13 protein-coding genes are annotated in these 11651 nt (G+C 66.8%); 4 read left to right on the top strand and 9 right to left on the bottom strand.

The features are described from left to right. The 4 genes from eutB to RMO40_RS11530 all read right to left on the bottom strand — a co-directional run. Positions 1 to 1016, bottom strand: a 1016-nt coding sequence (eutB, locus tag RMO40_RS11515; RefSeq protein WP_309720875.1) for an ethanolamine ammonia-lyase subunit EutB, incomplete at its 3' end; no start/stop codon positions are given. 46 nt (positions 1017 to 1062) lie between these two features. After that, a complete protein-coding gene (gene eat / locus RMO40_RS11520; RefSeq protein WP_309720877.1) occupies positions 1063 to 2421 on the bottom strand; it encodes an ethanolamine permease in 1359 nt (452 codons plus the stop codon). Positions 2422 to 2565: 144 nt separating this feature from the next. Next, positions 2566 to 3000 (bottom strand): hypothetical protein, encoded by a 435-nt coding sequence (locus RMO40_RS11525; protein WP_309720880.1) that lies wholly within the window; start codon positions 2998 to 3000, stop codon positions 2566 to 2568. Between the two features lie 123 nt (positions 3001 to 3123). Continuing rightward, complete coding sequence (locus tag RMO40_RS11530) at positions 3124 to 3807, bottom strand: hypothetical protein (RefSeq protein ID WP_309720883.1); 684 nt, start codon at positions 3805 to 3807, stop codon at positions 3124 to 3126. A gap of 147 nt (positions 3808 to 3954) precedes the next feature. On the opposite strand from RMO40_RS11530, the gene RMO40_RS11535 reads away from it, so the two are divergent. Beyond that, positions 3955 to 4545, top strand: coding sequence for a GAF domain-containing protein (locus tag RMO40_RS11535; protein ID WP_309720886.1), 591 nt, complete (start codon positions 3955 to 3957; stop codon positions 4543 to 4545). 39 nt (positions 4546 to 4584) lie between these two features. Here the strand turns inward: RMO40_RS11535 and gshA are convergent, their stop codons facing one another. Next, positions 4585 to 6111: a glutamate--cysteine ligase gene (gene gshA, locus RMO40_RS11540; protein WP_309720889.1), complete on the bottom strand. Its 1527-nt coding sequence runs from the start codon at positions 6109 to 6111 to the stop codon at positions 4585 to 4587. Between the two features lie 94 nt (positions 6112 to 6205). After that, positions 6206 to 6523, bottom strand: a complete 318-nt coding sequence (locus RMO40_RS11545) for a DUF2322 family protein (RefSeq protein WP_309720891.1) — start codon at positions 6521 to 6523, stop codon at positions 6206 to 6208. A 167-nt stretch (positions 6524 to 6690) separates the two neighbouring features. On the opposite strand from RMO40_RS11545, the gene RMO40_RS11550 reads away from it, so the two are divergent. Continuing rightward, a complete protein-coding gene (locus tag RMO40_RS11550) occupies positions 6691 to 7797 on the top strand; it encodes an S-(hydroxymethyl)glutathione dehydrogenase/class III alcohol dehydrogenase (protein ID WP_309720894.1) in 1107 nt (368 codons plus the stop codon). Then, positions 7797 to 8645 (top strand): S-formylglutathione hydrolase, encoded by an 849-nt coding sequence (gene fghA / locus RMO40_RS11555; RefSeq protein WP_309720896.1) that lies wholly within the window; start codon positions 7797 to 7799, stop codon positions 8643 to 8645. Before RMO40_RS11550 ends, fghA begins: the two co-directional genes overlap by 1 nt. Here the strand turns inward: fghA and RMO40_RS11560 are convergent. From RMO40_RS11560 to RMO40_RS11570, 3 genes are all read right to left on the bottom strand, one after another. Continuing rightward, complete coding sequence (locus RMO40_RS11560) at positions 8642 to 9004, bottom strand: hypothetical protein (protein ID WP_309720899.1); 363 nt, start codon at positions 9002 to 9004, stop codon at positions 8642 to 8644. The two genes, fghA and RMO40_RS11560, sit on opposite strands and share 4 nt — an antisense overlap. A gap of 52 nt (positions 9005 to 9056) precedes the next feature. Beyond that, positions 9057 to 9368, bottom strand: coding sequence for a hypothetical protein (locus RMO40_RS11565; RefSeq protein WP_309720902.1), 312 nt, complete (start codon positions 9366 to 9368; stop codon positions 9057 to 9059). Positions 9369 to 9554: 186 nt separating this feature from the next. Next, on the bottom strand, positions 9555 to 10541 hold the full coding sequence (locus RMO40_RS11570) for a zinc-binding dehydrogenase (protein WP_309720905.1): 987 nt from the start codon (positions 10539 to 10541) through the stop codon (positions 9555 to 9557). A 127-nt stretch (positions 10542 to 10668) separates the two neighbouring features. On the opposite strand from RMO40_RS11570, the gene RMO40_RS11575 reads away from it, so the two are divergent. Beyond that, positions 10669 to 11651 (top strand): SAM-dependent methyltransferase (locus tag RMO40_RS11575; RefSeq protein WP_309720908.1); only part of this gene is annotated, 983 nt, incomplete at its 3' end.

The following is an 11651-nucleotide window of genomic DNA, read 5'->3' on the forward strand; positions in this document are numbered from 1 at the left end:
TACTCGGGCCCGATGAAGCCGACCACGGTGTTGCTGAGCAGCGGTGCGAAGGCGCGCGCCACCGCATAGGCACGCACCTCGCAGGTCTGCTGGTCGACCCCATGGTGCGCGTTGGCGGAGAGTGCCGAGCCCTGGCCGGTCTCGAAGTACATGACGTTGGCGCTGGCCGGGTCGCCCACGGTGGCGCGCTTGAGCGACAAGGCGGCGTCGCGCGCTTCTTTCAGCAGCGCGAGGTTGATGCCGAAGCTCGTGTTGGCCTGCTCGGTGCCGGCGATCGACTGGAACACCAGGTCGACCGGCGCGCCCAGCACGATGGCTTGCAAGGTGTTGGTCACATGCGTGAGCACACACGACTGGGTGGGGATCTCGAAGCGCGTGATCAGCTCGTCCATCAAATGCAGCAAGTCGACCAGTGCGGGGATGCTGTCGGTGGCCGGGTTGATGCCGATCACCGCGTCACCGGCACCGTAGAGCAGGCCGTCGAGCGTGGAGACGGCGATGCCGCGCGGGCTGTCGGTCGGGTGGTTGGGCTGCAGCCGCACCGAGAGCCGGCCGGGCAGGCCGATGGTGTTGCGGAAGCGCGTGATCACACGGCATTTGCGCGCCACCAAAATCAGGTCTTGGTTGCGCATCAGCTTGCTCACCGCCGCGGCCATCTCGGGTGTGATGCCGCGGTGCACACGCGCCAGGCTGAGGCTGTCGGCCGCGTCGCTGAGCAGCCAGTCGCGAAAGCCGCCGACCGTGAGGTGCGCGATCTCGGCGAAGGCCACTGGATCGTGCGTGTCGATGATGAGGCGCGTGACTTCGTCGCTCTCGTAGGGCACCAGCGCTTCGTCGAGAAAACGCTGCAGCGGCAGGTCGGCCAGGCACATGCGCGCGGCCATGCGCTCGGCGTAGCTGCTGGCCGCCAGGCCGGCGAGCTGGTCACCCGAACGCAAGGGCGTGGCCTTGGCCATCACCTCCTTGAGGTCGGCAAACTGCCAGCTGTGGGTGCCGATGCTGTGGCGATAGGGCATGGGGCGGTCTCCGGCGTGGGCTGGGCGGCGGGGCAGCCCCGGCCGCTCACGCCGATGCGGCGGCCGTTTCGCGGCGCTTGCTGCCACCCCACATGAACAGACCATACGACACCCCCATCAGGCCGGCAAACACCGCCGCCAACAAGGGGTTGTAGTAGATCATCGCGCCCAGGCACACCACCGCCAGCACGAGAGCGATCGCCGGGAACACCGGGTAGCCGATGGCCGGGAAGGGGCGTGCGAGGTTCGGCTCCTTCTTGCGCAGCGCAAACAGGCTCAGCATCGACATGATGTACATCACGATCGCGCCGAACACGGCCATGATGACGATGTTGGCGGTAAGCGTTTGCCCGCCGAACGAGAACAGCTCGTCGCTGAAGATCGCCGCGATGCCGACCACCCCGCCGGCCAGCACCGCGCGGTGCGGTGTGCCGAAGCGCGGGTGGATGGCGGCCAGGTAGCTGGGCAGGTAGCCCGCGCGCGCCTGCGCAAAAATCTGCCGCGAGTAGCCGAGGATGATGCCGTGGAACGAGGCGACCAGCCCGAACAGGCCGATCCACACCAGCATGTGCAGCCACACGCTGCTGTCGCCCACCACCACCTTCATGGCCTGGGGCAGCGGGTCGTTGATGTTGGAGAGCTTGCGCCAGTCGCCCACACCACCCGCGAACACCATCACGCCGATGGCCAGCAGCACCAGGGTGATGATGCCGGCGATGTAGGCGATGGGGATGGTGCGTTTCGGGTCCTTGGCCTCTTCGGCCGCCATCGCCACACCTTCGATGGCGAGAAAAAACCAGATCGCAAACGGAATGGCCGCAAACATGCCGGAGATGGCGAGCGGGCTGAAGCTGTCTTGGCCGGCCCAGCCGTTGGCCACGAAGTTGGCGGTCGAGAAGCTCGGTGCCACCACGCCCATGAACACCAGCAGCTCGAAGATGGCCAGAACGGTGACCACCAGCTCGAAGGTGGCGGCGGTGCGCACGCCCACGATGTTGAGCGTCATGAAGATCACATAGGCGCCGATCGCCATCGTCTTGGCGTTGACGCCGGGAAACTGCACCTGCAGGTAGGCCCCGATCGCCATCGCGATGGCCGGTGGCGCAAACACGAACTCGACCAGCGTCGCAAAACCCGCGATAAAACCGCCGGTCGGCCCGAAGGCGCGGGTGGCGTAGGCAAACGGCCCACCGGCGTTGGGAATGGCCGTGGTGAGCTCGGTGAAGCTGAAGATGAAGGTGGTGTACATCACCGCCACCACGATGGCGGTGATCATGAAGCCCAGCGTGCCGGCGCTGGCCCAGCCGTAGCTCCAGCCGAAGTACTCGCCCGAGATGACGAGGCCCACCGCGAGCCCCCAGAGGTGCCAGGCGTTCAGTGTCGGTTTGAGTTGAGCTGTTTGCATGCGGGGCTCCTGCGCAGTGGCGGTGAAGAGGCCCCGCAACTTGCAAGTTCCACGCCGCAGGCACGGCGCCTTCGGCGGCGCCCGCCATGCACCGCTGTCAGGCCGCGCGCCAGCGCCTCAGAAACCCCCCGCGGCACAGTCGAGTCAGCTCGCCGGTGGCCTCACCACATGGTCTTCTTCGGCGACGGGCGTGATCAGCTCTTCGATGGCGAAGTTGCCGTACTTCTGCGCCCGTTCGGCGCGGAACTGTCGGGCCACCTCGGCCACCAGTTGGGTTTGTTCGCCCTTGGGCGCATGCACCATCAGGAAGCTGTAGCCTTGCTCGGCCAGCTCACGGTGCGCGCGCACCAGCTTGACCTCGTAGCCCAGCTCGGCCAGCGGGCTGGCGCGGTCGAGGTCATGCTCGGCCTGGGCTTTCATCTCGGCGGGTGAGAAGCGCACGATCTTGTCGGCGGCAAAACCTTGCCGGCCCAGCTCGGTGGCCGCGCCTTGCATGTCTTGCTGGGTGGGAAATGAGACGACCACATGGCCGACCGGGGAAAAAACGCCCAGCACCTCGGGGTGTGTCGTGTCTTGCATGGCGAGCTCCTTCGGGTGAGGCTCGCAGCGAGCCCCTGAAGCGCTCATGGTCGGCGCCCCGCCGCCAGGTGTCACCCGGACGGCCACGCGCACGGCTGTCGGTGATCGCCTACGCGCGGCCGCTCACTCGCCGCCGCGCAGCCCTTGTTGCCACAGCGGCCAGGCCTGCTCGAAGAGGGAGCCTGAGGCGGTGAAGGCAGCGGGCTCGGCGGCCAGCTTTACCCAGGCCAGGGTGTCGTGGTGGCTGCCGGGCAGGGTGTCGTCCTGGCGGTATTTGACGAACCAGGCGTGCACCTGGGCGTAGTGCTGCGGATGTTTTTTCAGCGTCCAGGCCAGGCCCACCAGGTCGGCAAACGCTTCTTCGTGGCGGGTCTGCTGCATCTCGTGCAGCTGCTCGCGCCGTGCTGGGTCCTCACCCTGCGCCGGCGCAAAACCGGCGGGCAGGGTGTGCCATGCACCCCGCATGTAACGCCAGCAGTGGCCCAGCTCGTGCGCCGCCATGGCTTCGACCACGGGTTTGAGCAGATCGGGTGGGATCGCCTCCAGGCTGGCCTGCGCCTCGGGGTTGCCGCGCATCGACAGCACCAGTTTGCAGCGCCCGTTGAGGTAGGCCATCGCGAGGGGGGCGTGGCCGGGGGTGGGCTGGGGTTGCACCACGATGTCGAGCGGCAGGCCTTGTTCGCGGGCGTAGGCGAGGGCGGGGGCGCTCAGTTGCAGCCAGCGCGTTTCGGTCTCGGTCAAGCCCGACTGTGCGGCGGCGGTGCCGGCCAACCAGAACGCGAAGACGGCGAACAGGCGTTGTCCCATGCCTCGTATTGAATCGGCTCGCGCGCCTGGGCATCGGTCGATGTGTGAGGACAAAGCACGACTTTTCCACGTCACGCACGCCGGGCGGGTTCTAAACAGCCGGCTTGCCGCGATACCCTCGCGAGACTCGACTCTTTTCACATGCCCATGAAAGCATTCATGGAACTGCTCGCCCACCTGGGCGTGCAGCTAGATGCCGGAACCATCACGCTTCAAGGCGCGGCCTTGAGCATGTCTGAATTCGTGCAAGGCCAGATGGCGTGCTCGCGGGTGAGCGTGTGGCTGCTCGCGGGCGAGCCCGGCCGGCGCGAGATGCGGCGCCTGGCCGGCTACGACGGGGTCGCTCGCACGCCGATCACCGAGCCGGTGGTGCTGCACGAAGAGCAGTTCGCAGCCTACTTCGATGCGCTCACGAAAAAAGGCGTCTACGTGTGCCCGGACACCTTGGCCGACCCCCACCTGGCGGCCATGCGCGAGGGTTATCTGCTGCCGCACGACATCCGCGCGTCGCTCGACGCGACGATCGGCGCCAATGGCATCACCTGGGCGGTGTACTGCTGTGCCCAACAGGGTGGCAGGCGTGAATGGACGCCCCAGGACGTGCGCCTGTTGCGGCGTTTCACCGATGCCATCTCGGTGCGGCGTGCGCGCCGCCGGCGGCGTGAGGCCGAGGCCATCACCTTGATGCAGCGCCTGATGACGGGTGAAGGCCTGACCGCAGAAAACACCACGCCCTGACGCCCGCGGCGTTGAAGGCCGGATGCCGGCCCGGGGCGCTCAGAGCCCCAGCCGCTGCGGCGACAAGTACTGCTGGCGGTAGATTTCGAAGGGCATGGAGTCGCCCGTTTCGATGCGCTGCTGCTCGGCCACCGAGGCCAGCGCCATCTCGCGAAAGTGCGCCGCCCTCTCGGGCGTGACGGGCCGCGCCAGCAGCTGACCTTGTGTCTGCCGGCTTTGCGCCAGGGTGAAGCGCAAGAACGAGTTGTCGAAGTCGTGCGCCATCGCATTGAGCACACGGGCCGACGGCGTGAGGCTCGCATCGGCCAACAGCTCGTGGGCCGCCACCAGGGCGGCCTGGTACAGCTCGCCGCCGTGCGTGGCGTCGAGTGCGGCGGCGAGCGGGCGGCACTCTTCGACCAACTGCAGGCCCCAGTCGACCAGCGTCACTTCTTCTGCTCCACGCTCCAGCGTGAGGCCGGGCTGGCGGCCATGGCCGGCGGTGCGGTGCTGATTGCGGCCCAAGGCGGCGATCTCGTCGGCGGTGTCGGGCGGGCTCGGGGTGAGCAGGCAGTGCAGCAGGAACACGTCGAGAAAACGCACCGTCTCGGCGGTGATGCCGATGGGCACGAAAGGGTTGAGGTCCATCAGCCGCACTTCGACGTATTCGACGCCGCGCTCGCGCAGCGCATGCAGCGGGCGCTCGCCCGGGAAGATCACCCGCTTGGGGCGGATGGTGCCGTAGAACTCGTTCTCGATCTGCAGCAGGCTGGTGGCCAGCTGGTTGTATTCGCCGCCGGGGTTGTGGATGCCCACCGCGGCATACGGCGCATAAGGCCGCGTGAGCGCGTCTTGCAGCGACGCGCCATAACGCTCGAGGCTGTTGTAGCTGACCGCCAGCGTCGCCTGGGCGTCACTCTGGTAACCCAGGCGGCCCATGCGCAGCGAGGTGCCGTGCGGCATGTACAGCGTTTGCCCGGCCAGGGTCTGCAGCTCGTGCTGGCGGCCCGCGACGAAGCTCGCGCCGACGGCGGGCGAAGCGCCAAACAGGTAGAGCAGCAGGAAGGAATGGCGGCGGAAGTTGCGGATCAGCCCGAAGTACTGCTCGTCGCTCACGCCTGGCAGCGACCAGTTGTAGTGGATGCCCGAGATGGTCTGCATGCGCCGGCCATAACGATGGCCCAGGCCCATGCGGTACACGCTCTTGGCGCGGCCCACGTTGGAGTTGCCATAACGGCCGAGCGGAATGGTTTCGTCGGTCGGCAGGTCGCAGGGCATGCTCGACACCCACAGCATCTCGTCGCCCATGTCGCGCATGGCCTGGTAGGTGGCCTGGTGGATCTGGGTCAGCTCTTCCAGGCAGGCGTCGATGCTCAGGTGAACCCGTGTCACCAGCTCGACCTGCGATTCGCTGAAATCGGTGGTGATGTGCGGGTGCGTCAGCGCCGAGCCCAACGCCGCCGGGTGCGGCGTGAGGGCGAGCGCGCCGCTCGGCTGGGCACGCAGGCTTTCTTTTTCGATGCCGCGGCGCAGGCCGCTCAGGCTGCCCGACGGGAGTGCGCGCAGGCGGTCTTGCAAATCGCTCATGCGAGGCTCTCCTCCGGCGTTTTCAGGGAGGGGAAGTTAACAGAGCTTGGCGACAAGCGCATGCTGTGAGGTTGCTCGGGTTTGTGGCAGGCATTCACGCCGCCGGCAGCAGCTTCACCGCATAACGCCCACCCGCCTCGATGAGGGCGAGCAAGCGGTCGATGTTGGGGTGCTTGCCGGGGTGGGCGCGTGCGTCGGCGGTGTGCTCGGCATACATCAGCAGGCCCTCGTGCGCGGCCTGCACCGTGAGAGCGCCAAAACGCTCGGCCAGTGCGGCGTACACCCGGACCGAGCCGGCCTGGCCGGGTTGGTTGTGCAGGGTGGCGACGGTGGCGCCGTGTTCGTCGAGCAGCTGCAGGCCGGCCAGGTGGCCGATGGACGGGAGCTGCTGGAGGGTGTCGGCAAAGGCCATGGGGCTGATTCGTTAGGTGAAAGAGGGTGATGCTGCCGCGAGTGCGCATCGGGCCTCGGGTGCAGAAAAGCTGGGGAAATATAAGGCGCTTGAGCCGGGCCTGCACGATGTGCCTATAGTCGCCCGAGCTTGTTCATCACACTCCCACCCACCGCACGAGGCTCCCCATGAAAACCCGCGCCGCCATCGCCTGGAAAGCCGGTCAGCCGCTGACCATCGAGACCGTCGATCTTGAAGGCCCGAAGGCCGGCGAGGTGCTGATCGAAGTGAAGGCCACCGGCATCTGCCACACCGATTACTACACCCTCTCGGGCGCCGATCCCGAGGGCCTGTTCCCTGCCATCCTGGGCCACGAGGGCGCCGGTGTGGTGGTCGACGTGGGGCCCGGCGTGACCACGCTCAGGCGCGACGACCACGTGATCCCGCTCTACACACCCGAGTGCCGGCAGTGCAAGTTTTGCCTGTCACGCAAGACCAACCTGTGCCAGCTGATCCGCGGCACGCAGGGCAAGGGCTTGATGCCCGACGCGACCAGCCGCTTCTCGCTGAACGGCCAACCCATCCTGCATTACATGGGCACCAGCACCTTCAGCAACTACATCGTGGTGCCCGAGATCGCGGTGGCCAAGGTGCGCAGCGATGCGCCCTTCGACTCCCTCTGCTACATCGGCTGCGGCGTGACCACCGGCGTGGGCGCGGTGCTGTTCACCGCCAAGGTGGAGGCCGGTGCCAACGTGGTGGTGTTCGGCCTGGGGGGCATCGGGCTGAACGTGATCCAGGGCGCCAAGATGGTGGGCGCCGACAAGATCATCGGTGTCGACCTGAACCCCGAGCGTGAAGCCATGGCCCGAAAGTTCGGCATGACGCACTTCATCAATCCGAAGACGACCGAGAACGTGGTCGATGCCATCGTTCAGCTCACCGACGGTGGTGCCGACTACAGCTTCGAGTGCGTGGGTAACACCAAGCTGATGCGCCAGGCGCTGGAGTGCACGCACAAAGGCTGGGGCCGCAGCATCATCATCGGTGTGGCCGAAGCGGGGGCCGAGATCAGCACGCGGCCGTTCCAGCTGGTGACGGGCCGCAAGTGGGAAGGCTCGGCCTTCGGCGGCGCACGCGGCCGCACCGATGTGCCGAAGATCGTCGACTGGTACATGGACGGCAAGATCAACATCGACGACCTGATCACCCACCGCCTGAAGCTCGACGACATCAACCAGGGCTTCGACCTGATGAAGAGCGGCGAGTCGATCCGCTCGGTGGTGATGTACTGATGCTCACCACGCTGAGCGAGCACGGCTGCTTCGGCGGGGTGCAAGGTTTTTACCGGCACGATTCGGCGCTGATCGGGTTGCCAATGAAGTTTGGCGTCTTCGTGCCGCCGCAGGCGTTGCAGGGCCCGGTGCCGGTGCTGTTCTACCTGGCCGGGCTCACCTGCAACGAAGAGACCTTTGCGATCAAGGCCGGTGCGCAGCGCCACGCGGCCGAACACGGCCTGATGCTGGTGGGCCCCGACACCAGCCCGCGCCACACCGGTGTCGACGGCGCCGATGCGGCCTGGGATTTTGGCAATGCCGCCGGCTTCTATCTCGATGCCACGCAGGCACCCTGGCACACACACTGGCGCATGGGCAGCTACATCACACAAGAGCTGCGCACGCTGGTGTTGCAGAACTTTGCCGCCCGCCCCGACCGGGTCGGCGTGTTCGGCCACTCGATGGGCGGGCACGGTGCGCTGACGCTGGCGCTGAAGCACCCCGGCCTCTACCAGAGTGTCTCGGCTTTCGCGCCGATCGCCGCGCCCATGCAGTGCCCGTGGGGCGTGAAGGCTTTCAGCGGGTACCTCGGTGATGACAAGGCCGCCTGGGCCGAGCACGACGCCACCGAGCTGGTGAAGGCGGGCGCGCGCGCACCGCACCTGTTGATCGACCAGGGCCTCGCCGACAAATTTCTGGCCGAGCAGTTGCACCCGCACCTGCTGGAAGCCGCCTGTGCGCAGACCGGCCAGCCGCTCACGCTGCGCCGCCATGCGGGTTACGACCACGGTTATTACTTCATTCAAAGCTTCATGGCCGATCACCTCGCGCATCACGCGCGGGCTTTGTGTGTGAACAGTCCCTAGGCTTGCCAGACGCCCCAGCCCTTTTCACGCAACCCGATTGCGAGTTCGACCTCCATGTCGCGCGCGCCGTCATACGGCATCGGGTTGTAGACCTCGTACAACTGCGGCAACAACCTCAAGCCGTGGTCGAACACGAAGCGGTTCGACTGGATGCCGGCCTTGTGCTTGTCGAAGCGAACATCCGGGTCGAGGCCGGTCATGCCGACGTAGACAAAAGGCTTGCCCAACTCGTAGCCAGGGTTGGCGGCGCGAAAGCGCGCGTTGTTCCACACCGGGTCGGCAAGCTCGACCACATACACGTGATAGTGATGCGATCGGGGCGGCTTGGTGGGCGTTTTGGCGGGCGATTGGCGTGGCATGGGCTGCCACGATTTTCGCCTTCATGCCGCGCCCATCGCGACGGGCGGCTGCTTACTTGCGCGCGGTGCTGGTGGCGGGCAGGCCGAAGCCGGCGCAGGCTTTCGGGTCGAGCACCGGGGCGGGCTCGTTGACACGTGCCATGGCGGCCGTGATGGCCGGCAACGCGGGCGACTTCAGCAGGGTCACGGCCACGTGGGGGTTGGAGTCGAAGCCGCACTCGATCACGGTGTAGAGCAAGGCTTGGTACTGGGCCTGGCTGACGCTGCTCAACAGGGCCCGGTCGGCCCCGTTCAGCGGGGAATCGTTGGCGTGGGAGGCCACGCCCGACAGGCAGATCAATGCCCCAAAAATTAGTTTCTTCATGACGTTGATAACTTCAAAAAGGTGAGGCCTTGTGAGCCGACGAGCGAAGACTATCGGGTTACCCCGAGCTGCAATACATGTGGTTACATGTGGCGCCGTTGCCTCGCGCAATCCGTCGCGCAATCTCTGGGAGCTGAATTCGTGCGGCCTCGGTGGCTGCCGCAAGAACGCCAAATAAACACGGCCTCAGGCCAGGCTCAGCACGAGCTTGCCGAAGTGGGTGTTGCGCGCCATGTGCGCGAGCGCCTCGGCGGCTTGGTCGAATGCAAACGTGCGGTCGATCGGCAGCGCGAGCCGGCCGGCGGCAATCGCCTCGCCCAGGTCGGCGCGCATGCGGCGGTTGAGTTCGCGCACCTCTTCCACGCTGCGCGTGCGAAAGGTCACGCCGACGTAGTGGATGCGTTTCAAGGCATGCAGGTCGAAGTCGAACTCGGCGCGGGTGCCGGCCAGGCGGCCCACGTTGACGATGCGGGCCTGCACCGCGCAGGCGCGCATGTTCTGGTTGGCCTGCGCACCGCTGAGCTGGTCGACGATGAGGTTCACGCCCTTGCCGCCGGTCGCGTCGAGCGCCTGTTGGGGCCAGGTGGAGTCGCTGCTGTCGAGCGCGAGCTGCGCACCGAAGTCTTGCAGGCGCTCACGCCGCGCGGGTGTGGTGGAGGTGCCGATCACCAGGCCGGCACCCATCAGGCGTGCGATCTGCAGGCCCATCAAGCCCACACCCGACGATGCACCCTGGATCAGCACCGTGTCACCGGGTTGCAGACGGCCGTTGGTCACGAGGGCATCGTGCATGGTCTGCAGCGCCAGCGGCAGGGTGGCCGCCTGCTCGAAGCTCATGCCGGCTGACGGCAGCGGCATCACCCGCCCCTTGTCGGCCACGGTGTACTCGGCGAAGGCCGCGCGGCCCGAGCCCATCACCCGCTCGCCGCGTGCGAAGCCCGTGACACCTCCGCCAAAGTCGACCACCTCGCCGGCCCACTCCATGCCGAGCATGGTGCCGGCGCCGCCCTGGCTGCCGTGCGCGTGGCCGGCGGCCATGCCGATGTCGGCGCGGTTCAGGCCGCAGGCGCGCACACGCACCAGCAGCTCGTCGACACCGGGTGTCGGCACCGGCACCTGCTGGATCTGCAGGCCTTGCTCGCCGGCCTGCACCGCTGCCTTCATCGTCTTCATGGGGGTGTCCTTCAACATGGCTCCGCCCGAACGATAAACCTTCAGGCCGCCGCGTTCAGGCGCCTCACCGGCGAGACAGGGGTGTTATGCGGTGGACGACAATCCGCAGCCTCTGCCGCGCCTGCCCATGAACCTCTCCACCGACCCTTCTTTCGAGCGCCTGTTCGCCGGCCTCTCGGCGAGCCTGGGCGACGGCAGCTTCGTCAAGCTCTTGCTCGCCAAACCCCTGCGTGCGAGTGACGACCTGCTGCGCGTGACGGCGCGCCGTGTCGAGCTGCGCGGCGAGGCGGCCTTGTCGCTGCTCTACACCCACAAGACACGCGACATCACCAAGAACCACGCCGTGAGCGACGGTGTGGCGCTGCTGCGCGAGATGCTCGGCACGGGCTTTCGCAACGCGCACCTGCTGACGCGTGACGAAGAGTGGCAACTTTCCATCAGCAAGAAGGGGCAGTGCACGCTGCACGTGGCCAAGACCGACCAGGCGGTCGACGTGCCCACCACCCACGACCGCGAAAAGCAGCGCTGGCTGGAGATCACCCGCCCCTTTCTCACCGAGCTGGGCGTGACCACCACGCAGCAGCAGCTGGTGCCGGCGATGGCGCGCAAGTGGAAGCAGATCAACAAGTTCGTCGAGGTGTTTGCACACGCGCTGGCTGCGTCACCGCTGGCGGATGCGAAGCAGCTCAACGTGATCGACTTCGGCTCCGGCAAGGGCTACCTCACCTTCGCCATTCACGACTGGCTGCGCCACACGAAGGGCATCGATGCGCAAGTGACCGGTGTGGAGCTGCGCCCGGACATGGTGGCGCTGTGCAACCAGGTGATCGCCAAGCTGGGCATCACCGGCCTGCGCATCGAAGAAGGCGACGTGCGCAGCTACCAGCCCGCGGCCCTGAACGTGATGATCGCGCTGCACGCCTGCGACGTGGCGACCGATTACGCCATTCACCTCGGCATCCGCGCGGGCGCACAGATCATCATGTGCTCGCCGTGTTGCCACAAGCAGCTTCGCCCGCAGCTCTTGAGCCCGCACCCGCTCAAGCCCATCTTGCAGCACGGTGTGCACCTGGGCCAGGAGGCCGAGATGCTGACCGACGGCCTGCGCGC

Source organism: Rhizobacter sp. (genome assembly GCF_031412075.1).
Taxonomy (GTDB): Bacteria; Pseudomonadota; Gammaproteobacteria; order Burkholderiales; family Burkholderiaceae_C; genus Rhizobacter.

Coding starts and splice junctions, on each gene's coding strand:
- eat (WP_309720877.1), bottom strand. CDS start 2,421: ATGCAAACAGCTCAACTCAAACCGACACTGAACGCCTGGCACCTCTGG.
- RMO40_RS11525 (WP_309720880.1), bottom strand. CDS start 3,000: ATGCAAGACACGACACACCCCGAGGTGCTGGGCGTTTTTTCCCCGGTC.
- RMO40_RS11530 (WP_309720883.1), bottom strand. CDS start 3,807: ATGGGACAACGCCTGTTCGCCGTCTTCGCGTTCTGGTTGGCCGGCACC.
- RMO40_RS11535 (WP_309720886.1), top strand. CDS start 3,955: ATGAAAGCATTCATGGAACTGCTCGCCCACCTGGGCGTGCAGCTAGAT.
- gshA (WP_309720889.1), bottom strand. CDS start 6,111: ATGAGCGATTTGCAAGACCGCCTGCGCGCACTCCCGTCGGGCAGCCTG.
- RMO40_RS11545 (WP_309720891.1), bottom strand. CDS start 6,523: ATGGCCTTTGCCGACACCCTCCAGCAGCTCCCGTCCATCGGCCACCTG.
- RMO40_RS11550 (WP_309720894.1), top strand. CDS start 6,691: ATGAAAACCCGCGCCGCCATCGCCTGGAAAGCCGGTCAGCCGCTGACC.
- fghA (WP_309720896.1), top strand. CDS start 7,797: ATGCTCACCACGCTGAGCGAGCACGGCTGCTTCGGCGGGGTGCAAGGT.
- RMO40_RS11560 (WP_309720899.1), bottom strand. CDS start 9,004: ATGCCACGCCAATCGCCCGCCAAAACGCCCACCAAGCCGCCCCGATCG.
- RMO40_RS11565 (WP_309720902.1), bottom strand. CDS start 9,368: ATGAAGAAACTAATTTTTGGGGCATTGATCTGCCTGTCGGGCGTGGCC.
- RMO40_RS11570 (WP_309720905.1), bottom strand. CDS start 10,541: ATGAAGACGATGAAGGCAGCGGTGCAGGCCGGCGAGCAAGGCCTGCAG.